Genomic DNA, 22,944 nt, shown 5'->3' with positions numbered 1-22,944 from the left:
CGCCCCCGAAAAATCCTGTGCCGGAACGGCAACCTTTCCGCCCCCGGCGACCACTGGTCAACGCGACGTCGAGTCGATCCACCGAAGTCGATCCACCGAAATGGACGGGAATGAAGGCAACCAAGCACGCCGCCCCACCGCCGAACCGCAGGCGTGGGCTGATCATGGGCATACCGGTGGCGCTGGTGGCGGTCGGTCTGCTGGTCTTCCTGGCCTTCGCACTGCTGCCGGGCAGCGGGGGCGGCGGCGCCGCCGCGGAGCCGGCCGCCGCCGCCGTGGCGGCCACCGAGCCGAGCACTCCGCCGGGCACCGCCGCCCCGGCCGATCCCACGCCCTCGACGGCACCGCCGTCGAGCACCGGCCCTGCGCCGTCGGCCACCGGCACCCAATCGCCCTCCGCGACCCGCACTCCCCCGCCGTCGGCCGCCCCGGCCCCGTCGGCCACCACCGGCGGTGCCCGCACCGTCCCGGCCACGGCGTCACCGGCCGGGCGGGTCAAGCCCGGGACGAGCTACCAGGGCGTCGCCACGTCCTACGACGCCGCCGACGGCAACGGCGCCTGCTCGTTCGGGCCTTCCGACGACCTGATGATCGCCGCGATGAACCACACCGACTACGAGACGTCCAAGGCGTGCGGGGCGACCGTGCTGGTCCGCGCCGCCAACGGGGCGAGCATCACGGTGCGGATCGTCAACGAGTGCCCCCTGCCCTGCGCACCCGGGCAACTCGACCTGAGCCACGAGGCCTTCGGCAAGCTCGCGGACCTCTCGGTGGGCCGCCTGCCGATCACCTGGAGCCTGCTGAGCCCCGGCACGGCGCCCACGACGATGTCGATCCGGTACAAGGCCGGGTCCTCCCAGTGGTGGTGCGGGATCCAGGTGGTCGGCCACCGGAACCCGGTGGCCGCCCTGGAGGTCCAGTCCGGCGGCGGCTGGCGGCAGTTGTCCCGTACCGACTACAACTACTTCCTCTCCCCCGACGGCAGCGGGTGCGGCGGACCGATCAGGGTCACCGACCTTTACGGGGAGCAGCTCACCGTCGACGGGATCACGGTGAAACCGGACGTCGTCCAGCCGACCCGCGTCCAGTTCGCCCGGCATTGACCACGTCGCTCGCCCCGCGATCGAGAGAGGCCGCCCGCCGGGGCGACCACCCGCCGGCCCCGGAGGAGGGCACTGCTAGGCTCATGCCGCTTGTTAACGTTCACATTGCAGGGAGAGGGCGACCGGGGAACATGCCCCTCGACGACGCGTCCGCGGAGTTCCACGAATTCTTCGAACGCCACTACGCCGAACTCGCCCGTCTCGCCCACCTCCTGACCGGCGAGACGGACGCGGCCGACGACCTCGCCTCGGATGCGCTGATCGCTCTGTGGCAACGCTGGGACCGGCTCCGCGCGGCCGACCACCCGCTGGCCTACGCCCGCGGGGTGGTCGCCAACATGGCCCGGGCGAGGATCCGCAGCGCGATCCGCGAGCGGCGCCGCGTCCTGCTGTTCTGGTCCCGCACCCCGGAGAAGACCTCGGGCCCCGACGCCGCGGCCGTGCTCGACGTCCGCGCGGCGCTCGCCCGACTGCCGTTCCGCAAGCGGGCGTGCGTCGTACTGCGCCACGCCTTCGACCTGTCGGAGAAGGACACCGCGGCGGCGCTCGGCATATCGGTCGGTACGGTGAAGAGCCAGACCTCGAAGGCGATGGCCGAGCTGGAACGCGCACTCGGCGCACGAGCGGTCGGCGAACTGACGACAGGAAGGAGGAACCGGTGAACGAGCACATCACCCAGCGGCTGCGCGAGGCCGCCGAGGCCCACCAGCCAGACCGGGCGAGGATGTTGGCGCGCGTACAGCGCGGCGTGGCCGGTCCCGCCGTCCGCCACCGCACGCGCTCGGGCCTGAGGTCCTGGCCCAAGGCCGCGATGGCCGCGCTGGCCACCGCCGGCATCCTGGCCACCGGCGGTCTCGCCGTGGCGGGAATCGTCCAGAATCCGACACCGGGGCCCAGCACCGCTCCGGCCGCCCCTTCCCCCACGGTCACGCCGACGCCGACCCCGTCGGCGCCCCCGGCCACCACCGTCCCGGCACCGGCTCCGGCCACCGCCACCGCCACCGCCACCCCGACCAGCCCCCGGCCGACCCCGTCGGCCACCGGCCGGGCCCAGAACGGGCCGCTGTGGTCGGAGGGATCGATCGACCCGCACAGCACCATCTACTGGGGCCAGGACAACCTCCTCCTCAAGACCACCCAGCCGCTCTCCGCGCTCACCGTGGAGCTGCGCGTCGCCCAGACCGGCGACGTGCGGGACACCGGCAACTGGCGGACCCTGCCGGTCGACGACTTCACCGTCACCGTCCAGGAGTCCGGCGGCGTACTGGTCTACCGCTGGGTCCTCAAGCCGGGCCGCACGGTACCGGCGGGACAGCACGAGTTCGCCGGCCAGTTCAACCACGCCACCGGCGTGCGGGCCACCGGCGGCGACGGCTACCGCGTCGACGCCCAGTCGGCGGGCGGCAGCGCGTCCGTCTCGGGAGGATTCACACCGACCCGGTAGGGATCCCCGGCACGGGCCTCGCCCGGCCGGGGGTGCGGCGCCGGCCGGAGGCCCTCCCCGCCCGGCCGGGCCGTCTGCGGCGGACGAACTCGGCGGCCGGTGCCGGCTCACTCCTGGGTGAGCCGGCACCGGCCGCCGATACGTCGGCCCGTCGTCGAATCAGGCGCGGACCAGTCCGGCCTCGACGGCAGGGGCCTCCGGAGCCGCCGCGGCGGCGTCCTTGCGCAGCCCCTTGAGCAGGACGACCACCGCCGTGGTGACCACCGTGCCGGCCACCACCGCGAGCAGGTACAGGAACGGGCTGCCGATCAGCGGGAGCACCCAGATGCCGCCGTGCGGCGCGCGCAGGGTGGAGCCGAAGGCCATCACCAGTCCGCCCGCCGTCATGCTGCCGACGATGCTCGCCGGGATGACCCGCAGCGGGTCCGCCGCCGCGAACGGGATGGCGCCCTCGGTGATGAACGAGGCGCCGAGCACCCAGGCCGCCTTCCCGTTCTCCCGCTCCTCGGGGGTGAACAGCTTCCGCCGGAGGAGGGTGGCCAGGGCCATGCCCAGCGGCGGCGTCATGCCCGCGGCCATCACGGCGGCCATCACCTTGAGGCTGCCGGCGTCCGGGGTGGTGCCCGCGGTGGTGAGCGCACCGGCCGCGAAGGTGTAGGCGACCTTGTTGAGCGGCCCTCCCATGTCGAAGGCCATCATCGCGCCGAGCAGCACGCCGAGCAGGACCGCGTTGGAGCCGGAGAGGCCGTTCAGCCAGTCGGTCAGGCCGTTCATCGCCGAGGCGATCGGCGAGCCGACCACCACGAACATCAGGAAGCCGACCACGGCCACCGACAGCAGCGGGATCACCACCACCGGCATGATGCCCCTGATCGCGCGCGGCACGTTCCAGCGGATCATCCACAGCACCAGGAAGCCCGCGGCCAGACCGGACACGATGCCGCCGAGGAAGCCCGCTCCGACCGCCACCGAGACGGCGCCGCCTGCGACGCCGGCGGCCAGTGCCGCCCGGTCCGCGATCGCCCAGGCGATGTACCCGGAGAGGATCGGGACCAGGAAGCCGAAGGAGGTCTTGCCGGTCTGGAACAGCATCGCCGCCCAGCTGTGCGAGGAGGTCCAGTCGAAGTGGCCCAGCACGGACGGCGCGGAGGCGATCTGGTACCCGCCGATGGCGAAGGCCAGGGCGATCAGCAGACCGCCCGCCGCGACGAACGGGATCATGTAACTGACGCCCGTCATCAGGTACTTGCGCAGCCGCTGGGCCCAGTGCTCGCCCGTCGGCGCGCTCGCCGCGGCCACGGGGGCGGTGACGGTGGCGGTGCCGGGACGTGCTCCCGGAGCGGCTTCGGCGACCAGTCCGGCGGCGCGGGCGATCAGCTCGTCGGCGTGGTTGACGCCGGCCTTCACCCCCACGTCCACGGTCGGCTTGCCCGCGAACCGGGCGCGGTCCCGGACCTCGACGTCATGGGCGAAGATCACCGCGTCGGCGGCCGCGATCACCTCGGGGGCCAGCACCGTCGTACCGGCCGATCCCTGGGTCTCGACCTGGATCCGCACACCTGCCCGGGCGGCGGCCAGTTCGAGGGCCTTGGCGGCCATGTAGGTGTGGGCGATGCCGGTCGGGCAGGAGGTCACCGCGACCAGCCGCAGCCCGCAGTCGGCGCCGTCCGCCTCCACAGCGCCGTCCGCGTCCGGAGCGGTGACCGTCCCGGGAGCGGTGACCGTCTCGGCAGCGGTGGCCGTCTCGGGAGCGGTGGCCGTCTCGGGAGCGGTGGCCGGCACCTCCTCCCCGTTGACCAGGGCCGCGACCGCGACCGGGCTCTCGGCATCGCGAAGGGCGCCGGTGAACGCGGGGTCCATCAGCCGCTGGGCCAGCCCGGCGAGGATCTGCAGGTGGGTGTCGTCCGCACCGGCCGGTGCCGCGATCATGAAGATCAGGTCGGCGGGGCGACCGTCCGGGGCGCCGAAGTCCACGCCCCTGGTGCTGCGGCCGAAGGCCAGGCTCGGCTCGGTGACGTGGGGTGATCTGCAGTGCGGGATGCCGATCCCGTCCCCCATCCCGGTCGGGGCCTGGGCCTCCCGGGCGGCGACGTCGGCGAGGAAGCCGTCGAGGTCGGTCACCCGGCCCTCGGCGACCAGCCGCTGGGCGAGGGAGCGGAGGGCTTCGCCCTTGTCCGCGGGGGCGAGGTGGAGATCAACGAGTGCGGGGGTGATCAGCCCGCTGGTTTCGCTCATCGTGTCGGTCCTTCAACTGGTGCCTGACAATGTCCCTTGCCCCCGGGATGGTTCGCCGTTCCGTCCCACACGGTCCGGCGTGCTGCCTCCGGCAGGAGGCGGTTCTCAACCGCCGAGCGGTCGTTCGAGCGGGATGTCCGCCGTCACGACCACGGCGGCCGGGTCCAGATCGGCCGGGGTGGGCATGACGCTCCCCGGCAGTTGTACGGCGGCGGCGCCGTGCGCCAGGGCCGCCGCCAGGGCCCCGGGGCCGGTGCCACCGGCGCCGAGGAATCCGGCGAGCGAGGCGTCGCCCGCTCCCACGTCGCTGCGGACGGCTGCGACCGGTGCGCTCCCGTACCAGCTGCCCTCCTCGGCGATCAGCAGCATCCCGTCCGCACCGAGGCTGGCGAGGACCTGCTGGGCGCCGTGCTTGCGCAGCTCCCCGGCCGCGTCCACGGCGTCGCCGACGGTCGCCACCGGGCGGCCGACGGCCTCCGCGAGCTCCTCCCGGTTGGGCTTGACCACGTCGGGACGGGCCGAGAGCGCGGCGAGCAGTGCGGCGCCGGAGGTGTCCAGGGCGATCCGGGCGCCACCGGAGTGCACCTGGGCCACCAACTCGGCGTACCACTGCGGCTCCAGGCCGCGCGGCAGACTGCCGCAACAGGCCAGCCAGTCGACGCCGTTCCCGGTGCCCCGCCCGGCCTCCTGGGTGTCCCGGACGAGGGCCAGCAGCGCGGCCGACTCGGCGGCGCTGAGCTCCGGACCCATCGCGTTGATCTTCGTCAGGCTGCCGCCGTCCTCGGCGATCGAGACGTTGATCCGGGTGTCGCCCGCGATGGTGACCGCCGCGACGTCGATGCCCTGGCGGCGCAGCAGATCGGAGAGCAACCCGCCGGAGAGGCCGCCCAGCGGCAGGACGGCGGTGGTGCGGTGGCCGGCGGCGGTGAGCGCCCGGGAGACGTTGACGCCCTTGCCGCCGGGGTCGAGCCGGTCGTGCCCGGCGCGGTTGACCTCGCCCGGGGTGAGCGTTCCCAGTTCGTAGGTGCGATCGAGGCTGGGGTTGGGGGTGATGGTGACGATCATGCGCGGATGACTTCCGGTCCGTGGTTCTCGATCTCGGTGGCCTGCTCGTCGGTCAGTCCAGTGTCCGTGACCAGGACGTCGACCTGGTCCAGCGAGCCGAAGCGGGCGAAGTGGCGGGCGCCGTACTTGGAGGAGTCGGCCACCAGGACCACTCGGCCCGCCCCGGCGAGCATGGCCCGCTTGACGGCGGCCTCGGCGAGGTCCGGCGTCGACAGGCCGCCCTCCGGGGAGAAGCCGTTGGTCGCGACCACGGCGACGTCCGCGTGGATGTCGGCCAGGTCGCGCAGCGCCCAGGCGTCGACGGCCGCCTGGGTGCGGTGGCGCAGCCGTCCGCCGATCAGGTGCAGGGCGAGCGCGGGGTGGTCGGCCAGCCGGGCCGCGACCGGGAGGGCGTTGGTGACGACGGTGAGCGCGCAGTCCAGGGGCAGCAGTCCGGCCAGCCGGGAGACGGTCGTCCCGGCATCCAGGATCACGCTGCCCTCGTCGGGCAGCAGGGCCAGGGCGGCCCTGGCGATGCGCTCCTTCTCCGCCGCGGCCGTGGAGTCCCGTTCGGCCAGGCCTGGTTCCAGGTGGAGTGCGCCGACGGGGAGCGCGCCGCCGTGCACCCGGTGCAGCAGGCCTGCCTTGTCCAAGGCGCTCAGGTCACGCCGGATGGTCTCCTGGGTGACGCCGAAGTCCTCGGCCAAGGTCGGCACGTCCACCCGGCCCCGCTCCTGGGCGAGGTGGAGGATCTGTTGCTGCCGCTCGGGTGCGTACATGTGGGATTGGGTCCGTTTCATGTCCGTTTACGCCTGATGAAGGCAGACCATACGCCCTTCGGACGGAAAAGCAAGTGTTCACTCCGCCTTCGGCCCACTCCCTGAGATACGCCCGAATGTGTTGACATCCGCTGGCAACCCGGCGTAGAACCAACCGAAACAACACGTCAACGGGCGTGAAACCACAGGCTGCCCGGTCCCTGCGACTGCCCCCGTACTGCGAGGACCAGGCGCCGACCGCGGCGGCTCGCGCCTCACCCTCCGCGCGGGCCGCCGTGCCCCGCTCTCCCGCCGACCCGGATCCCACCCGGGTCGGCGATCGTCTCCTCCATCTCCTCCGTCCCTTCCGTCTCCTTCAAGGACTCCCATGCACTCGATCCAGGTCACCGTCGGCTCCAGCAGCGGTCTGCACGCCCGCCCGGCATCACGGTTCGTCCAGGCTGCCGCCCGACAGTCGGTCAAGGTCACCGTCGGCCGTCCGGGTCAGACGCCGGTCGACGCCCGCAGCCTGCTGTCCGTCCTCGCCCTGGCCGCCCGCTGCGGCGAGGCCCTGGAGCTCACCGCCTCCGGCGACGGGGCCGAGGACGCCCTCAAGGCGCTCGCCGAACTGCTCGCCTCCGACCTCGACGCAGCGGCATGACCGACCTGATGCCGGGGGATCGGTGTCCGCACCGGCAGCGCGGCAGGCCCGGTCGCCTGAACGGCGCCCGTGCCGTCGCCGCCCGCACGTAGGGCGGTCGCCGATCCCCCGGCCGAGGCGGCCGCGGTCCGCGACACCCTCCCCGCGAGGGTGTCGGGGATCCGAGCCGGATCCGCCCGGCGCCGGTGGGAACGCTCCGGCACCGGGCGGACGACCGGCCCGCCGACGTCCGGGTGATGCGTCCGACGGACCGCCGAATAGCGCCGGAACCGAACAAGTCAACGTTCACATCGCAAGGGATTCACCGGTCGCCCGCATTCCGCCCTGCCAGTTCATGGATCATCACCGGTCGGCCGAAGTGATTCACGGACCGTTCACGGCACACCGGAACTCACCCCTGCCTGCAGCCGTCACTATGGACGACGGTTCAACAAATCCCCCCAGGTAGGAAAAGGAACGGCAATGTCCTTGGTCAGGAGGGTGATCGGCGCCACGGCCGTGGCCCTCGTGGCCGTGCTGGGCCTGTGGGTGCTGTCCCAGACCGCGTCCGCCCTCACCCGGGAGGAGCGCTGCCCGCGGATCGTCGCGGAGGCGAAGCTCGCCGAGGAGGCGGCGCTCCCCAAGTGCGCGCCCGGCCTCGGCTGGACCCGGCACCGGAGCATCGAAGTACCCCGGTACCAGCGGGAGTTGCCCCCAGCCCTGATCGACGACGACGACGCCGACCCGTCGCCGGCCGGCGTCCCCGCCCCGCCGCACGGGGCACGCAGACAGCCCAGAGCCGCGGTCCTCCAGGTGTTCCGCTGCTGATCGGCGCCGACCGCGCCCGCACGCTCACCGACGACGGCGGCACCCCGGACGGGTGCGCCCGCGTCCCACATCCCGGCAGCTCACGACGGCCCACAGCAGTGCTCCCGCCTGCCACCGCCGCCGCGCTTCGCGCTGCCACCGCACCGAGCGAGCAGGCCCGGTCCCGAAGTCACCGCTCCCAACCGACTTCCGAAGGCCCGAGGCACCGACATGCAAGGATTCATCGACCACGCCCGCACCTTCCGCCGGCACGCCGCCCAGAAGCCCGCCGCCTTCGGGCGGCTGGCCGAAGGCCAGAGCCCGCAGGCACTGTTCATCACCTGCTCCGACTCCCGCATCATCCCCTCCGCCATCACCGGCGCCCGGCCCGGGGACCTCTTCGAGATGCGGACCGCGGGCAACATCGTCCCGCCGCACCGCCCCTCCGCCCCTTCGGCCGAGGCCGCGACCATCGAGTACGCGGTCGAGGTCCTCGGGGTCGCCGACATCGTGGTCTGCGGCCACTCCCACTGCGGCGCCGTGGGCGCCGTCGTCCGGGGCGACGACCTCACCGGTGTGCCCTCGGTGCGCGACTGGCTCGCCGACGGCACCGCGCTGACGCCGGCCGGGGAACCGAGCCACGACCTGGCCGCGCCGGTCCAGCGCCACGTGCTGGACCAACTGGAGAAGCTGCGCACCCACCCGAGCGTCGCGCGCCGGGTCGACGGGGGCCTGCTCGGCCTGCACGGCTGGTTCTACGAGGTGCACACCGGCGCCGTCCTCACCCACCGCACCGGCACCGACGTCTTCCTGCCGCTGTGACCCTGCGGCCCACCACCCCCGAACTCCCCCGGATGAGGGCTCCCATGCGCTTTCGCACCCCCGGTCTTCCCACGCTCACCCGCGACCTGACCGCGTCGGTCGTGGTCTTCCTCGTCGCCCTCCCGCTGTGCGTCGGGGTCGCCGTCGCGTCGGGCGTACCCGCCGAACTCGGCCTGATCACCGGCATCGTCGGCGGCCTGGTCACCGGCCTGCTCCCCGGCAGCAGCCTCCAGGTCAGCGGCCCGGCGGCCGGGTTGACCGTCCTGGTCGCCGAGACGGTCCAACGGTTCGGCCTGCCGGCCCTCGGCCTGGTGGTCGCCGCCACCGGCCTGCTCCAACTGCTGCTCGGCGCGCTGCACTGGGGCCGGTGGTTCCGCGCGATCTCCGTCGCCGTGGTCGAGGGCATGCTGGCCGGCATCGGCCTGGTCATCATCGCCGGCCAGCTCTACGCGATGGCCGGCCGGTCGGCACCCGCCGGCGGGATCGACAAGCTGCTGGGCCTTCCCGGCCTGCTGACCGGCCTCCTCTCCTCCCCCACGGCCGGCTACTCCTTCGTGATCGGTGCCGGCACCATCGCGGTGATCGTGCTCTGGCAGCGGCTGCCCGCCAGGGTGCGCGCCGTCCCGGGCGCGCTGGTGGCCGTGCTGCTCGCCACCGCCGCCGTCTGGCTGCTGCACCGCCCGGTCAAGAAGGTGGAGGTCAAGGGCCTCCTGGACACCATCCACCCGCCCGGCAGCGGGGCGTTCGACCAGCTCACCCCGGCACTGCTCGTGACGGTCGTGGCCTTCACCCTGGTGGCCTCGGCCGAGAGCCTGTTCAGCGCGGCAGCCGTCGACCGGCTCCACGACGGACCGCGCACCGACTACGACAAGGAGCTCATGGCCCAGGGCGCGGGCAACGCGCTCTGCGGCGCCCTCGGCGCCCTGCCGATGACCGCGGTCATCGTCCGCAGCGCCACCAACGTCCAGGCCGGCGCCAGGACCAAGGCCTCCCGCGTGCTGCACGGCGTGTGGCTGCTGCTCTTCGCCGCGCTGCTCCCGGCGGCCCTCGGCGTCATCCCGGTCGCGGCGCTCGCCGGGGTGCTGGTGCACGCCGGGTTCAAGCTCCTGCCGTTCAAGCAGTTCGGGCCGCTGTGGCGCGAGCACCGGGCGGAGGCGCTCGTCCTCTCGGCCACCGCCGTGGCCATCGTCACGGTCAACATGTTCGAGGGCGTCCTGATCGGCCTGGGCCTCTCGGTCGTCAAGTCGGCCTGGGAGACGTCCCGCCTGCACGTGGACACCGAGGAGCAGCCCGGCGGCGTGGTCCGGGTCCGGCTGACCGGCAACGCCACCTTCCTCCGGCTGCCCAAGCTCCTGGACACCCTCGAAGCACTGCCGGCCGACCGCGTGGTGGAGCTGGACCTCACCCGGCTCCGACACCTGGACCACGCCTGCCAGTCCGCGCTGACCACCTGGACCGAACGTCACAACACCCGGGCCCCCGAGGCCGTGCGGCTGATCCCGGCACTCGCCGGTCCGGCCTGATCCGAGCACCCGGGACGCGCCGCCGCACCACAACCCCGGTGCGGCGGCGCGCCGTTCGGGCAGGCGCTCTTCCTCCGTGCTCCTCCGTGCTCCTTCGTGTTCTTCGTGGATCGGTGGGCCCGGTCAGGCGGGGGCGAGCAGGGCCGACGGGTCGAGCGCCGCCACCGGCCGGACGCCGCCGACCGGCCGGCCACCGCCGGTCGCCGGCTCCCCCGCGAACCCGATGAGCAGCCGCGGATCGACTCCAGCCAGGGCCAGCGCGGCCGCGGCCACCGGGACCCGCGCCCGGTTCGCCCCGTCGGCGATCTTCACGGCCACGGCGCGGCCGTCCGGCAGCGCGGCGACCTGCACGCCCTCGAAGCCGTCCTTGGCCAGCAGCCCGGGTACCGCGCGCATCAGCGCGGCCACGTCCCGGCCGGCGCCGGAGGCCATCTCCGGGTGCCCGCGCAGCGCGTCCGCCACCCGGAACTCGGGCGTCCCGGGCGCGCCGGTGGCGATGCGGGCGGCGGCGCGGGCGAGGCCGTGCAGTGAGACGGCGAACAACGGGGTGCCGCAGCCGTCGACGCTGACCCGCGCGATGCGTTGACCGGTCAGTTCCTCGACCACCCCGGCGATCACCCGCTGGAGCGGGTGGGTGGCGTCGTCGTAGTCCACCAGTGGCCAGCCGTTGAGCCTGCAGAGGTAGAGCATCGCGGCATGCTTGCCCGAGCAGTTCTGGGCGAGCCGGGAGGGCGGGCGGCCCTCCCGGACCCAGGTGTCGCGGACCGCCGGGTCGTACGGCAGGTCCGGGACGTTGCGCAGGTCGTCCTCGGAGAGGCCGGCGAGTTCCAGGATCCGCCGGGCTCCAGCGAGGTGGCGCTCCTCACCGGAGTGGCTGCCCATCGCGAGCGAGAGCAGTTCGCCGTCGAGCGGAAGCCCCGCCCGGACCATGGCGACGGCCTGGACCGGCTTGAGGGCCGAGCGCGGGTAGCAGGCGGCCTCGACGTCGCCGAGCCGGAACCGGACGTCGCCGTCGCCGCCGAGGACGACGACGGAGCCGTGGTGGATGCCCTCGACCACTCCGCCGCGGGTGACGTGGGCGACGGGCGCGTGGCGGGGCTCGCGGATCGCGGGTGCGTCCGCCTGGGGACTGCTGAACATGACTGCCTCGATCGGTGGTGGATGTGCCGGAGACCTCGCGGTGAGGAGGCCGGGGCGGATGTGGAGGTTCCCCCGGTCCGCCCGCGGATCAGCCGTCGGCCCCGGCTGCGGCGCGCGCGATCCGTCCGCGGATCGCGTACCAGCCCGCGACCAACGCCCCGACGATCAGCGGCAGGCACAGCACGGTGGTGCGCCCGGCGCCGCCGTCGGCGTACATGAGGACCAGCACGGTCACCAGGAAGGCCAGCGTCACCAGCTCGGTCCAGGGCGAGCCGGGCAGCCGGTAGCCGGGACGGGTCAGTTCGCCGGCCCGGGTCTTCCGCCAGAAGAGGAGGTGGCAGACCATGATCATGCCCCAGGTGGCGAGGATGCCGATCGCCGCGAAGTTCAGCACGATCTCGAACGCGTCGGCGGGGACGACGAAGTTGAGGCCGACACCGAGGACGCACATGCCGCTGGTCAGCAGGATGCCCCCGTACGGCACCTGGGTGCGGCTCATCCGGGCGGTGAACCGGGGGGCCGAGCCGCTGACGGCCATCGAGCGCAGGATGCGGCCGGTGGAGTAGAGGCCGGAGTTGAGCGAGGACATGGCCGCGGTGAGGACGACCAGGTTCATCACGCCGCCCGCCGCCGGGACGCCGATGTGGGAGAGCACGGTCACGAAGGGGCTCTGGCCCGAGCCGTACCTGTTCCAGGGCAGCAGCATCGACAGCAGGAGGACCGATCCGACGTAGAACACGCCCACCCGCCACATGATCGAGTTGATCGCCTTCGGCATGATCTTCTCGGGGTTCTCGGTCTCCCCCGCCGTGACGCCGACGAGCTCCACCGAGGCGTAGGCGAAGACGACGCCCTGGATGATCAGCAGCATCGGCATCAGGCCGTTGGGGAAGATCCCGCCGTTGTCGGTGATCAGGGACGGGCCGGGGACGGCGCCGTCGACCGGGTGTCGGGTGACCAGCAGGAAGATCGCGATGCCCATGAAGACCAGCAGCGCGCCGACCTTGACGATGGCGAACCAGAACTCCAGTTCACCGAAGATCCGCACCGAGATGAGGTTCACGGTCAGCACCACGGCCAGGGCGGTGAGCGCGATCACCCACTGCGGGATGTCGGAGAACAGGTGCCAGTAGTGCGCGTAGGTGGCGACGGCGGTGATGTCGGCGATACCGGTGGTCGCCCAGTTGAGGAAGTACATCCAGCCCGCGGTGTACGCGCCCCTCTCCCCCAGGAACTCCCGGGCGTAGGAGACGAAGGCGCCGGAGGACGGGCGGTACAGGACGAGTTCGCCGAGCGCGCGCACGACGAGGAAGGCGAAGACGCCGCAGACGGCGTACGCGATGAACAGGGAGGGCCCGGCGTCGGCGAGCCGCCCGCCCGCGCCGAGGAACAGGCCGGTGCCGATGGCACCGCCGATGGCGATCATGTTGACGTGACGGGGCTTCAAGGACTTGCTGTAGCCGGCGTCACCGGCGTCGACGTGCCGGGCGGTGGGGCTCGCGGGGGCTGTGGGGCTCGCGGGGGCCGTCGAGGTTATGGAGTTCGCGGGGGTCGTAGGGGTCGTAGGGGTCGTAGGGGTCGTGGGGCGCTTCTCGTCTTCGAGGAACTGCTCGCTCACGCCTCGGCACTGCCTTCCGTGGGGGTGTCCGTGCGCCTGGGGCGCACGATGTCGGTGAGGGTCGTCTCGACGCGGTGGAGGTGGTGCGACATCGCCGCGACCGCGTCGGGCTCGGAACCGTCGACCAGTGCCTCGACGATCGCCCGGTGCTCGCAGTTGGACTGCTCGCGCCGACCGCCGAGTTCGTTGAGGAAGGTCGACTGACGCGCCAGTGCGTCACGGATCTCCTCGATGACCCGGCGGAAGACCGGGTTGCGGGAGGCCTCGGCCACCGCCAGGTGGAAGACGGTGTCCAGCGCGACCCAGGCGGTGGTGTCGGTCTCCCGCTCCATCCGCTCGAGCAGATGGGTCAGGTGGTCCAGGTCCTCCGGGGTGCGGCGCAGCGCCGCGTACCCGGCCACCGGGATCTCGACGTGCCGACGCACCTCCAGGAGGTCGCTGGCGGCGTAGTCGCCGAAGGTGGGGTCCTCGACCGTGTTCGCCACGACGAAGGTGCCCTTGCCGGTCTTGGAAACGGTCAGGCCCATGGCCTGGAGGGCCCGGAGAGCCTCGCGCAGCACGGGCCGGCTGACCTCCAGGGTGCGGCACAGCTCCGCTTCGGAGGGCAGCTTGTCCCCCACGACGTACTCGCCGCGCTCGATGGCGCTGCGCAGGTGGCCGAACACCGCTTCCATCGCGCTCACGCGCCGGGGGGCCGACCCAGCTGTCTGGCTGTCTGACAGGTTCACGGGCTGATCCTGGGGGCTGCGACCGAGCGGTGTCAAGGGGTCAGTGCCGACGGGACGACGAGCGCCGTCTCCCGGACGGCGTCTGCCACCCGTTCGCCCACCCGGCCCGGACGGGCGCCGGCACCGGACCGCGCGGCGGCACCGGACCGCGCGGCGGCCACCAGGGCGTACACCACCGCCGAATCGAAGGCCATCTCCGGATGCCACTGCACGCCGACGGCGAAGCGGTGCCGGGTGCTCTCCACCGCCTCCACCGTGCCGTCCGCGGCGTGGGCGGCCACGACCAGACCTGCCCCGAGCTGCCCCACCGCCTGGTGGTGGTGTGTGGCGACCTGCCACGTACCCGGCAGGAGCGCCCCGACCCTGGTGCGCGGGACGGTGGTGACGGCATGCGAGCCGAAATGGCCCGGGTGCACGTTGTGACCGTCGTGCCCCACCCGGTCGGGCAGGTGCTGGACCAATGTCCCGCCCGCGTGCACGTTCATCAACTGCATTCCCCTGCAGACCCCGAGCACCGGGACGTCCCGCGCGAGACCGGCGGCCAGGACGGCCAGTTCCCACCGGTCGCGTTCCCGGACCGGGGCACCCGAGCACGGGTGCGGCTCCGCTCCGTAGAGCGCGGGATCGAGGTCCTCTCCGCCGGCCAGGACGAGCGCGTCCAGTCGCGCGACGACGTCGGCCGCGGCCTCGGGAGCATCCGGCGCCAGCAGGACCGCACGGCCGCCTGCGGCCTGCACGGCGCTGGCGTACGCCGCGGGCAGGAGCACCGCGGGCAATTCCCACTCCGCCCACTGGGCGTCGGTGAGGTAGGTGGTGAGTCCGACGAGCGGTTTGGGCATACCGCTTCCTTTCAGGTCCTGGGAGTGGATCGTCGACGGCCGTCTCCTCGGCAGAGCGCCCGACCGACGCGCGGACGAACGGGCTGCGGAGAAGGGGGTGCACGGCATTACGGGCGCACGGACGCGCCCGGCGACGGGGGAACGGGTTCGCTGCGGACCCGGGAGCGGACACTCAGGCATCCGGCACTTGCGTACCGGGCCGCGAGCAAGAATCCTGCTGCCATTCACCCTTAAGTACAAGAAAAGACGTCTTCGCGACAGATAAGTGAGCCTTAACTCCGTGCAGAGCCTCGACCCCCGCCTGCTCGCCACCCTCGAAGCCGTCGTCCGCCACGGCTCCTTCAACGCCGCCGCACGCGAGCTCGGCTACAGCGCACCCGCCGTCTCGCAACAGGTCGCCGAACTCGAACGCCGCACGGGCCTCAGAGTGCTGGAGCGCCGACCCGTGCGCGCCACGCCGGCCGGCGAGGTCCTCCTCGACGCCGAACAGCGCGTCCGGAGCGCGCTGGCGGCGGCGTCCGTGGAACTCGACGCCATGCGCGCGGGCACGGCCGGAAGGATCCGGCTCGGTGCCTTCGCCTCCGCCGCCACCGGCATCGTCCCGCAGGCGCTCGCACAGCTCCACATGACGTACCCCGACGTGCAGGTCAGCCTCTCCCAACTGGAACCCGACGCGAGCTACAACCGGCTCAGGCGCGGGGACATGGACCTGGCCCTCAGCTACGACTACGACTTCATCCCCCTGCCGGCGCCGCGGACACTGCGCCGGACACTGGTCGCGCGGGACCCGGTCGTGGCGGTGGTCCCGGCCGACCACCACCTCGCCGACCGGGACGTCATCGACCTGGCGACCCTCGCCTCCGAGACGTGGATAGCAGCCCCGGAGGCGGCCCTGCGCCTGGAACTGCTCGCCCAGATGGCCAAGACACCGGGCTTCCAGGCCCGCCTGGACTACGAGGGCGACGACTTCAACACCGTGCTCGGCTTCGTGGCCGCCGGCCTCTGCGTCGCCGTCATGCCCCAGCTGGCCCTCCCCCGCGGTAGCACCCGGGTCGTCGCGCGCCCCCTGGCCGACCCGGAGCTGACGCGCTTCATCTACGCCGTCCGCATCGACACCCGGCACTCCCCGCGCGCCCTGCTGGCCTTGGAGCAGATGCTCGCCGCACAGGCGCTGGCCGCCCTGTCCTGAGGCGCGCCGCACGCCCCACCCCTTCGACCGGACCCGGGCCCTGCGGGTCCGCTCACCGCCCCGACTGGACGCTCTGATCGGCCGTGAGCCGCTCCCGCCACTCGGTCACTGCGCCCGGGGACATCGCCGCCAGCAGGGCGATCGCCCCGTCGTCCCGTCCGTCGGTCCAGCTGAGGACCCGGGTCAGGATGGTGTTCCGGACCAGTCGGATCTCCTTGAGCAGCTCCTCCAGGCGTTTCAGCTCCTCTCCGGTGGCGGCGAGCGTCTCGTCCACCGCCGCCCGCTCCTCCGTCCGCCGCTGCCGCAGGTAGGCCGGCAGCCCGGTGAGGACCACGCCCTCGTCCGCCGCAGCGCCGCGGAACGTGTCGGCGAGGTGGTCCAACACGCAGTCGGTGGCGTCGGCGAGACTCGCCCCCGCGACCTTGGCGGCTTCCCAGCTGCTCCGCCCGGCCTCGCTGCTCCCGAGCCAGAGCCGGGCCTCGACCGGGGTGCGGTCCCCGCAGGCGGCCGCCCGATAGGCGTACAGGGCCGCGCGGTGGCCGTAGAAGGTGTACCCCTCCTCGATCCCGACATCCGCCGGAGCACACATCCGTCCCGGCACGCCGGCGTAGCCGGAATCGGGCTCGTAGGCGGCGTACGCGTCCAGCTCGGCGTCGGTGGCCGTCGCCCAAGCCGGGTCGCACAGCTCCGGGTTCCGGGCGAGGAAGTCCGCCACCTCGACCCGCCATCCGGGAACCCGGCTCATGCGGGGTCCGGCCCAGGCCACCGCTCCCGTCCCGTCCAGCACGTAACGGCAGCCCTCTTCGAGATCGGTCCAGGCCGTCGCAGCCTCGGCGGACCATTCCAGGTCCGCGGTCGGGCCCACGCGGTGCAGCGAGTCGATCACCCGCTGGACCACGGGCAGGATCCGCCGAGCCAGTGCGTAGAGCTCCTGCGCGGTGAAGAACCGCCAGCTGCAAGCGCCCTGCTCGTCGACGGCCCGGTGGGCGAGCGGGAGCGAGAAGACCGCCGGGGACGGCAGGGCGCCGTCGCCCAGTTCGGGTCGGCGGTGGCCCGGGAACCGGGGGACGGCATCCCCGTCCTGCGTTCGCCAGTCGGTGTCTCCGAACCACACGGCACCGGTGCCGGCGTCGACAGCCAGCCACTGCTGATAGCCGTTACCCGGCCCGAACCGCTCCTGGTAGTGCTCGGCCTCCCGGTCGTGCCACACGTATTCCGCCGGGGGCGGGCTGAGTTGGACGGCGACAAAGCCTTCCTGAGGGGTGTAGCCGACCACGACGTGCGCGGTCGGCTTGCTGTACTCGGTCCCGGACATGCGGCTCCCTCCCGTGCCGGACCGTGACTGATCCGCCACTTTGCGACACCGAGCCTGCCCTGCCAGGGCCTTCCCGATCAAATCCGATCACATGGGGTCTTCTCGCCCAAGCAAGTCCGTATACGACTGGACTGGGCGAGACTGCGGCGATCACAGCAGCCGGGCCCCCCTCGCCAACAAGCAGGTGGCGGGCCGGGTTTGACACCGCGTCGCCGCACCCCGCAGGATCGCCCCGTCGATCTGTCGGACAGCAAGACGGGCAGCCGGGCCACGGCTCATGAGCACCCCGGCGCCCGACACCCTCGTGCCGGACGCCTCCCGCCTCTCCGCTCAGCCTCCGATCGGCAGGACGGACGTGGGCTCGGTGACCGCCAGGGGTTCGCCGGCCGGGCTCAGGTGGCCGGTGACCGGGTCGCGGTGGAACGCCGTGATGGTGTCGGAGCGCTGATTGGCGCAGAAGAGGAGCCGACCGTCCGCGGTGAGGGCGATGTCGCGCGGCCAACTCCCGCCGCAGGGAACGGCGGTGAGCAGTTCCACGGACCCGCCGCCGTCGTGGACGGCGTGGACCGCGATCGCGTCGTCACCGCGGTTGGTCGTGTAGAGGAAGCGGCCGTCCCCGGACAGCGCGATCGCGGCGGCGGAGTTGGCGTTCGGCGCGCCCGGATCCCGTCGGGTCTCGACCTCGGCGACCGGTTCGAGGCGGCCGGAGAGCACGTCCCAGGTGCAGACGGTCAGGGTGGAGGAGAGTTCGTTCAGGACGTAGGCGTACCGGGCCGACGGGTGGAACGTCAGGTGCCGTGGGCCCCTGCCCGGCGGCAGTTGGGTCGTCCAGTGGGCGCCGAGCGGGCCGTTGTCCGGATCGAAGGCGTAGACGTACACCCGGTCGGTGCCGAGATCGGTGCAGAGCAGGAACCGCCCGTCCGGCGAGGGGGCCGCCATGTGGGCGTGCGGGGACGTGAGCAGGCCGTCGGAGGCCTCCCGGCCCGGATGCCGGATGGTCTGCGCCGGCTCGGCGGTGGCGACCGTGCCGTCCGCGCCGATGGGGACGGCCGAGAGGACGCCGTCGCCGTAGTGGGCCGCGAAGACGTACGAACCGCTGGGGTGGACCGCGAGGTGACAGGGGCCCGCACCACCACTCGCGGCGGCGGCGGGCGGTCCCTGCAACTCCCTCCCGGCATCCACCCGGAGGGAGACGACCCCTCCGGCCTCCCGTTCCAGGACGGCGTGGACGACCGCGCGCGCGGGGTCGACGGCGGCGTAGGAGGGGTGGTCCAGCGGCACTGTCCCGAGGAGACTCATGGCACCGGTGTCGTCGTAGCCGACCGTGGAGAGCCCCGCCCCGGGAACGTCCGCCGGGGCGGCGCTCCCGATGACCAGCAGTCCACCGGGCAACGCGGTCGGGGGATTGTTCACGTAGGTCTCACTCTCTGCTCTCCGGGTGGCGCACGGCCTGACGGGCCCGGGGTGCCGTGGCGCGAGGCGGGAGATTCCGAGCTCCAGGAATTTCCGGAGTCTATCCGGAGGCCGAGCGCGGGAGCGAACGCGCCGAGCGGGCCGCTTCGGTACGGCAACAGCGCTTCGTGGTCGGCCACTTGACGGCCGAGCGCGACAGGGCGGGCCGACAGCCAACGGCCCGGTTGCCGCTTCGAGCCCGTGCCACTTCGAGATCACGGGACTTCGAGATCACGGCACTTCGGGTCCGTGCCGCCCGAACCGGAGGAGGCCAGCCGGCGCAGTGGTGCCGTCGCTCATGCCGGTCGGAACGACTACCCACGGGTCAGGCGCGCCACGGCCAGGGCCTGCGCGCGGCCGAGTGCCGTCTCGGCGTCGCACGGCACGTCAGGCTGGACGCCGGTGCCCTCCCAGTTGGTTCCCGAGACCGGGTTGACCGCGCGGGCGATGGGGACGCTGAGCTCCAGGTGCGGGTGCACCGTCCAGCCGTCGCGCGGGTGCGCGCCGCCCCGGGTGGCTTCCCCGACGACCTCGGCGCGCCCGAGCTGCTGGAGGTCGTAGGCGAGTTCCTCGCCCGCGGAGAAGGTGTTCGCACTCGTCAGCACGTAGAGCGGCTTGTCGGCGCCGAAACGGGCACCGGGCACGAACGGGGGCGTCCAGGACTGATTGGCCACCTCTCCCTGCCGCCAGAGCATGGTGTTGAGGTGGGTGCGGCCGTCGAGAAGGTAGCCGCAGACGAAGGCGACCGTGTCCGGGTCGCCGCCGGTGTTGCGGCGCAGGTCCAGGATGAGGGCGCGGGCGGGGGCCACCAGGGAGAGCGCGGCGGCCAGCGGCTGCGCCGCCCAGTCCAACGGGAACATCTTGGGGGCGATCTCCAGGACCGCGACGCCGCCGTCGAGCAGTTCCACCCGCGGGACACCGCCCAGGGAGGCGTCGAACTCCCGGCGCATCGCGGCGAGTACCGCCGCGCCCTGCTCGGGCGGCACCGGCACGTCGTGGTACTTGAGGGCCAGGTGCAGGTCACCGTTGACGGACCGCAGGTCCGTGGTGACGGCTTCGGCCAACTCCTCCGCAGATTCGGTCCGGTAGGAGCCCTCGGCACTGCGGCTCCGCAGCAGTGCGGCCAGTTGCCGGGCGGCGTCGGGGAAGACGTAGTTCTCGCGGACCAGGTCGGCGATCGACTCGACGACGGCAAGAGCGTCCAGCGCGGGTGGCGATGTGGTGGAGGTCATGGCACGGAGTACACCAGCGACTTGCCAAAGCGTCAACCGTACTTAACGCTTGATGGGGTGAGCCACCAACCAGACGAAGACGTCCAGCCGATCAGCACGCCACTACAGCACACCGCACTCGCCCACCCCCTGCGCCAGCGCCTGCTCTTCGCCCTCGGCAGCCGGCCGTCGACGATCAGCCGGCTCGCCGCGCAGCTCGGAGTGAACAAGGGCAGCGTCTCCCACCACCTCCGGGTGCTCTGCGAAGCGGGACTGGTCCAGGACGCCGGAACACGACAGGTGCGCGGCGGCACCGAGAAGTACTACCGGCGGAGCGCCGAACGCCTCCTCGTCGCCGAGCCACGGGCCGAGGGCACGGCCGCGCTCCTCGGCGCCGTCGCCCAAGAGCTGGACCGCTCACCCACCGACCACCTCCTGACATTGCGCCACCTCCGCCTCAGCCCGGCCAAGGCGGCACGACTCGCCGAGACGCTGGCCGCACTGGTCGACGAGACGGAGGAGGACCCGGAGGGCGCGCCGGTGCACGGCCTCCTGGTCACGCTCTACCGGCAGGCCGAGGCGTAGGGCGTGCCTTCGGGCCGGCGTGCACCGAGGGACCCGCCCCTGCGGCTCCCCTGCCGTTCCCCTGTCTTGCCCTGCCCTGTCCTGCCCCAGCCGCCGGCCGACCCGGCCGACCCGGCTCCGCAACGGCGGCCGCGACGTACGGGTACGGATCCTCGGACGCCACTCACCGAGCCCCCCGCTCGGGCACGCCTGGCTGGACAGGCTGGACTGGCTGGACTGGCTGGACTGCGAGATCAGCGTCACACCGACTCGGCGCGCGGGCAGTTCGTCACCCTGACCACCGAACGCCGACTCACACTCGGCTCCGCGGCGCGCTGGCTGGACGAGCAGCGCACCCGACTCAAGCCCGTCCGGGACGCCGACCCCGTCAAGGCCGTCAAGGCCGCCCCGGCGTCCACGCATGGCGCGGCCGCCCCTCCGGCGACGACCGGCCGCCCTGATCCGACCGCCGAACGAACTGGTGGATCGTCATCTCCGCTCCGGGGAGGTGACTTCCAGCAGACCGAGCGAGCGGTCCGGGAGGACCAGGAGGAAGAGCAGGGCCGCGCCACCGAGCATGAACAGCGCGAGGTGGTGCAGCCCGCCCGTACTGGCGCCGCGTGGGAAGAAGGCCGCGTTCGCGGCCGAGGCCGCCATCGCCCCGCAGTACATGAAGGTGCGCAGCAGCCCGGCCGCGGCGGCGATGCCGGCCGGGTCGGCCTGGTGATAGAGCGCGGTCTGGTTGGCCAGCCCGATCAGCCCCTGCGGGATGCCCGCGAGCACCCCGACCCCGATCAGCAGCACGACCGGACTCGCCGACCCCGCCGCCAACAGGGCGGCGCAGGCGGCCATTTGGGCCACTGCACCGACCAGCAGCTTGCCGCGCACCGCCGGACTGCGACCGGTCACGCCGGAGACCGCGAGCGCGGTGAGCGACAGCGGGAGCAGCACCAGCCCGGCGGAGGCGGCGCTCAGCCCGCGCCCCTCCTCCAGCCACTGGGTGTAGCCGTAGAGGAAGGCGTAGGCGGCGGTGTAGCCGAGCACCTGGCGCAGATAGGTGGCGACCAGCGGACGGTTGCGGGCGAGCGCCCGGAGGTCGATGAAAGGACTGCGGGCCCTGCCCTCCCGCACCGCGAAACCGGCACCGGCCAGCACGGCGAGCGCCGGCAGGTACCAGCGGTCGGAGCCGGGCTTCATCACGAACAGCAGCAGCGCCAGCAGGAAGACCGCGAACAGCGCGATCCCCGCGCGGTCCAGCCGTTCCCCCTCCTTCCGGCGCGGCACCGAGGCGGGCAGCCGGGCGGCCCCGAGCACCAGACAGGCCAGTGACAGCGGGACGTTGACGGCGAAGATCGACCGCCACCCGCCGAGCCCGATCAGCAGACCACCGAGCGTGGGCCCGACCACGGCGATGGTCTGGTTGGCCACCGCGAGCACGGTCAGCACCCCGGTCGGACTGCTCCGGCCGGTCCGCTCGGCCTCGCTGCGGGTGAGGTGCATCGCCGCCGGGTACGCCGCCGAGGTGCCGATCCCGAGCAGCACTCGGGCGAGGATCAGCAGCCCGAACGTGGGCGCGAGCGCGCCGACCAGCCCGGCCAGGCCGACCAGGGCCGTCCCGGCCAGATAGAGCCGGCGCGGACCGTGGCTGTCCACCAGCCGCCCGATCACCGGCTGGCCGACGGCGGTGGCGAGGTAGAGCGCGCTCACCAACCAGGCGGTCTCGGCGGGCGGCGCCCCGAAGGCGGTGCCGACGGGCACCAGGGCCACCGCGATCATCGAGGAGTTGATCGGGTTCAGCACCGAGCCCAGCACCATCGGAGCGAGCAGCCGACGGTTGAACCCGACCTCGGCCGGGCCGCCCCCGTCGGCCCCGGTCGGGCCGTCCGCCGCGGTCCGGCTGTCCACCCCGGTCCGGCTGTCCACCTCGCCAACCCCGGTCGGGCCGGGCGGGTCCTGGCGGCGGGAGCGCAACCGTGCCAGCAGCGTCGACGGGCCGGTCATCGCCGGTTCAGCCGGTCCATCAGGGGCAGCGCCGCCAGCACGGTGGCGCGCTCGGCCTCGGTGAGCTCCTCCCGCAGCGCCCGGGCCAGCCACTCCTCCCGGGCCCGACGGCTGTCCGCGATCCACGCCAGCCCGGCGGCGCTCAGGTCGACCAGTTGTCGACGTCCGTCCTCCGGATCGGGGCGGCGATCGATCAGCCCGTGCCCCTCCAGTGCGGCCAGCGTGACGGCCATCGACTGCGGACGGACCCGCTCCGCGGCGGCCAGCGCGCTCGCGGAGGCGGCGCCGTCGACGATCAGCCGGTTGAGCACCGCGGTCTGGGAGGGGGTGAGGTCGCTGGACCCCTGCCCCTTCTCCCGGAGGGTCCGGCGCAGCCGGCTGAAGACGGCACGGAGCTCCCGGGCGGCCAACGCTGCGGAGCCGGCGGAGTCGACTGGACCGACCGGGCCGGTGGTTTCGGCCGGGCCGTCCGGGATCGTCGGGGCAGTTCGCTTCTCGGTCACCACTCCAC

21 protein-coding genes are annotated in these 22,944 nt (G+C 73.1%); 9 read left to right on the top strand and 12 right to left on the bottom strand.

Annotated features, from left to right (window positions below; all coding sequences use genetic code 11):
• The first annotated feature begins 110 nt into the window (after positions 1-110).
• From ACZ7BZ_RS33050 to ACZ7BZ_RS33040, 3 genes are all read left to right on the top strand, one after another.
• Positions 111-1,103 carry an expansin EXLX1 family cellulose-binding protein gene (locus ACZ7BZ_RS33050; protein WP_470361568.1) on the top strand — a complete coding sequence of 331 codons (993 nt, stop codon included), beginning with the start codon at positions 111-113 and terminating at the stop codon, positions 1,101-1,103.
• 131 nt (positions 1,104-1,234) lie between these two features.
• The gene (locus ACZ7BZ_RS33045; protein ID WP_380463026.1) at positions 1,235-1,765 is read left to right on the top strand and encodes a SigE family RNA polymerase sigma factor; all 531 of its coding nucleotides are present in this window, start codon (positions 1,235-1,237) and stop codon (positions 1,763-1,765) included.
• Positions 1,762-2,547 carry a hypothetical protein gene (locus tag ACZ7BZ_RS33040; protein WP_470361567.1) on the top strand — a complete coding sequence of 262 codons (786 nt, stop codon included), beginning with the start codon at positions 1,762-1,764 and terminating at the stop codon, positions 2,545-2,547. Before ACZ7BZ_RS33045 ends, ACZ7BZ_RS33040 begins: the two co-directional genes overlap by 4 nt.
• Before the next feature lie 159 nt (positions 2,548-2,706).
• Here the strand turns inward: ACZ7BZ_RS33040 and ACZ7BZ_RS33035 are convergent, their stop codons facing one another.
• The 3 genes from ACZ7BZ_RS33035 to ACZ7BZ_RS33025 form a co-directional block, all read right to left on the bottom strand.
• Positions 2,707-4,782, bottom strand: coding sequence for a PTS fructose transporter subunit IIABC (locus ACZ7BZ_RS33035; RefSeq protein WP_470361566.1), 2,076 nt, complete (start codon positions 4,780-4,782; stop codon positions 2,707-2,709).
• Positions 4,783-4,887: 105 nt separating this feature from the next.
• The gene (gene pfkB / locus ACZ7BZ_RS33030) at positions 4,888-5,847 is read right to left on the bottom strand and encodes a 1-phosphofructokinase (protein ID WP_470361565.1); all 960 of its coding nucleotides are present in this window, start codon (positions 5,845-5,847) and stop codon (positions 4,888-4,890) included.
• A complete protein-coding gene (locus ACZ7BZ_RS33025) occupies positions 5,844-6,605 on the bottom strand; it encodes a DeoR/GlpR family DNA-binding transcription regulator (protein ID WP_470361564.1) in 762 nt (253 codons plus the stop codon). The genes pfkB and ACZ7BZ_RS33025 overlap by 4 nt, the downstream gene beginning before the upstream one ends.
• A 367-nt stretch (positions 6,606-6,972) precedes the next feature.
• Here ACZ7BZ_RS33025 and ACZ7BZ_RS33020 point away from each other — a divergent pair, with 367 nt between their 5' ends.
• The 4 genes from ACZ7BZ_RS33020 (at position 6,973) to ACZ7BZ_RS33005 (ending at position 10,376) form a co-directional block, all read left to right on the top strand.
• Positions 6,973-7,245 carry an HPr family phosphocarrier protein gene (locus tag ACZ7BZ_RS33020; protein ID WP_380463012.1) on the top strand — a complete coding sequence of 91 codons (273 nt, stop codon included), beginning with the start codon at positions 6,973-6,975 and terminating at the stop codon, positions 7,243-7,245.
• Between the two features lie 462 nt (positions 7,246-7,707).
• Positions 7,708-8,052: a hypothetical protein gene (locus tag ACZ7BZ_RS33015; protein ID WP_470361563.1), complete on the top strand. Its 345-nt coding sequence runs from the start codon at positions 7,708-7,710 to the stop codon at positions 8,050-8,052.
• A 210-nt stretch (positions 8,053-8,262) separates the two neighbouring features.
• Positions 8,263-8,853, top strand: a complete 591-nt coding sequence (locus ACZ7BZ_RS33010) for a carbonic anhydrase (RefSeq protein WP_470361562.1) — start codon at positions 8,263-8,265, stop codon at positions 8,851-8,853.
• Between the two features lie 44 nt (positions 8,854-8,897).
• Positions 8,898-10,376: a SulP family inorganic anion transporter gene (locus ACZ7BZ_RS33005; protein ID WP_470361561.1), complete on the top strand. Its 1,479-nt coding sequence runs from the start codon at positions 8,898-8,900 to the stop codon at positions 10,374-10,376.
• Positions 10,377-10,499: 123 nt separating this feature from the next.
• Here ACZ7BZ_RS33005 and ACZ7BZ_RS33000 read toward each other — a convergent pair whose 3' ends face one another.
• The 4 genes from ACZ7BZ_RS33000 to ACZ7BZ_RS32985 form a co-directional block, all read right to left on the bottom strand.
• Complete coding sequence (locus ACZ7BZ_RS33000; protein WP_380460312.1) at positions 10,500-11,516, bottom strand: asparaginase; 1,017 nt, start codon at positions 11,514-11,516, stop codon at positions 10,500-10,502.
• Between the two features lie 88 nt (positions 11,517-11,604).
• Positions 11,605-12,942: an amino acid permease gene (locus tag ACZ7BZ_RS32995; protein WP_470361583.1), complete on the bottom strand. Its 1,338-nt coding sequence runs from the start codon at positions 12,940-12,942 to the stop codon at positions 11,605-11,607.
• 188 nt (positions 12,943-13,130) lie between these two features.
• Positions 13,131-13,808 carry a FadR/GntR family transcriptional regulator gene (locus ACZ7BZ_RS32990; protein WP_470361582.1) on the bottom strand — a complete coding sequence of 226 codons (678 nt, stop codon included), beginning with the start codon at positions 13,806-13,808 and terminating at the stop codon, positions 13,131-13,133.
• A gap of 86 nt (positions 13,809-13,894) precedes the next feature.
• The gene (locus ACZ7BZ_RS32985) at positions 13,895-14,701 is read right to left on the bottom strand and encodes a gamma-glutamyl-gamma-aminobutyrate hydrolase family protein (RefSeq protein ID WP_470361560.1); all 807 of its coding nucleotides are present in this window, start codon (positions 14,699-14,701) and stop codon (positions 13,895-13,897) included.
• Between the two features lie 280 nt (positions 14,702-14,981).
• Here ACZ7BZ_RS32985 and ACZ7BZ_RS32980 point away from each other — a divergent pair, with 280 nt between their 5' ends.
• Complete coding sequence (locus ACZ7BZ_RS32980) at positions 14,982-15,890, top strand: LysR substrate-binding domain-containing protein (protein ID WP_380460308.1); 909 nt, start codon at positions 14,982-14,984, stop codon at positions 15,888-15,890.
• A 52-nt stretch (positions 15,891-15,942) separates the two neighbouring features.
• On the opposite strand, the gene ACZ7BZ_RS32975 is transcribed toward ACZ7BZ_RS32980, so the two are convergent.
• The 3 genes from ACZ7BZ_RS32975 to ACZ7BZ_RS32965 all read right to left on the bottom strand — a co-directional run bounded on the left by ACZ7BZ_RS32975 (position 15,943) and on the right by ACZ7BZ_RS32965 (position 19,889).
• Entirely contained in the window at positions 15,943-17,205 is a 1,263-nt protein-coding gene (locus tag ACZ7BZ_RS32975; protein ID WP_470361559.1) for a hypothetical protein, read from the bottom strand.
• 330 nt (positions 17,206-17,535) lie between these two features.
• Positions 17,536-18,618 (bottom strand): lactonase family protein, encoded by a 1,083-nt coding sequence (locus ACZ7BZ_RS32970; protein WP_470361558.1) that lies wholly within the window; start codon positions 18,616-18,618, stop codon positions 17,536-17,538.
• A 353-nt stretch (positions 18,619-18,971) separates the two neighbouring features.
• Positions 18,972-19,889: a S41 family peptidase gene (locus tag ACZ7BZ_RS32965; protein WP_470361557.1), complete on the bottom strand. Its 918-nt coding sequence runs from the start codon at positions 19,887-19,889 to the stop codon at positions 18,972-18,974.
• A 57-nt stretch (positions 19,890-19,946) separates the two neighbouring features.
• Here ACZ7BZ_RS32965 and ACZ7BZ_RS32960 point away from each other — a divergent pair, with 57 nt between their 5' ends.
• Positions 19,947-20,453, top strand: coding sequence for an ArsR/SmtB family transcription factor (locus ACZ7BZ_RS32960; protein WP_470361556.1), 507 nt, complete (start codon positions 19,947-19,949; stop codon positions 20,451-20,453).
• A gap of 468 nt (positions 20,454-20,921) precedes the next feature.
• Here the strand turns inward: ACZ7BZ_RS32960 and ACZ7BZ_RS32955 are convergent, their stop codons facing one another.
• On the bottom strand, positions 20,922-22,433 hold the full coding sequence (locus ACZ7BZ_RS32955) for an MFS transporter (RefSeq protein ID WP_470361555.1): 1,512 nt from the start codon (positions 22,431-22,433) through the stop codon (positions 20,922-20,924).
• Positions 22,430-22,909 carry a MarR family winged helix-turn-helix transcriptional regulator gene (locus ACZ7BZ_RS32950; RefSeq protein WP_470361581.1) on the bottom strand — a complete coding sequence of 160 codons (480 nt, stop codon included), beginning with the start codon at positions 22,907-22,909 and terminating at the stop codon, positions 22,430-22,432. The genes ACZ7BZ_RS32955 and ACZ7BZ_RS32950 overlap by 4 nt, the downstream gene beginning before the upstream one ends.
• Between the last annotated feature and the right edge of the window lie 35 nt (positions 22,910-22,944).

The sequence above is a fragment of the Kitasatospora sp. NPDC036934 genome, assembly GCF_055608425.1.
This window is presented reverse-complemented; position numbering and strand designations above follow the sequence as displayed.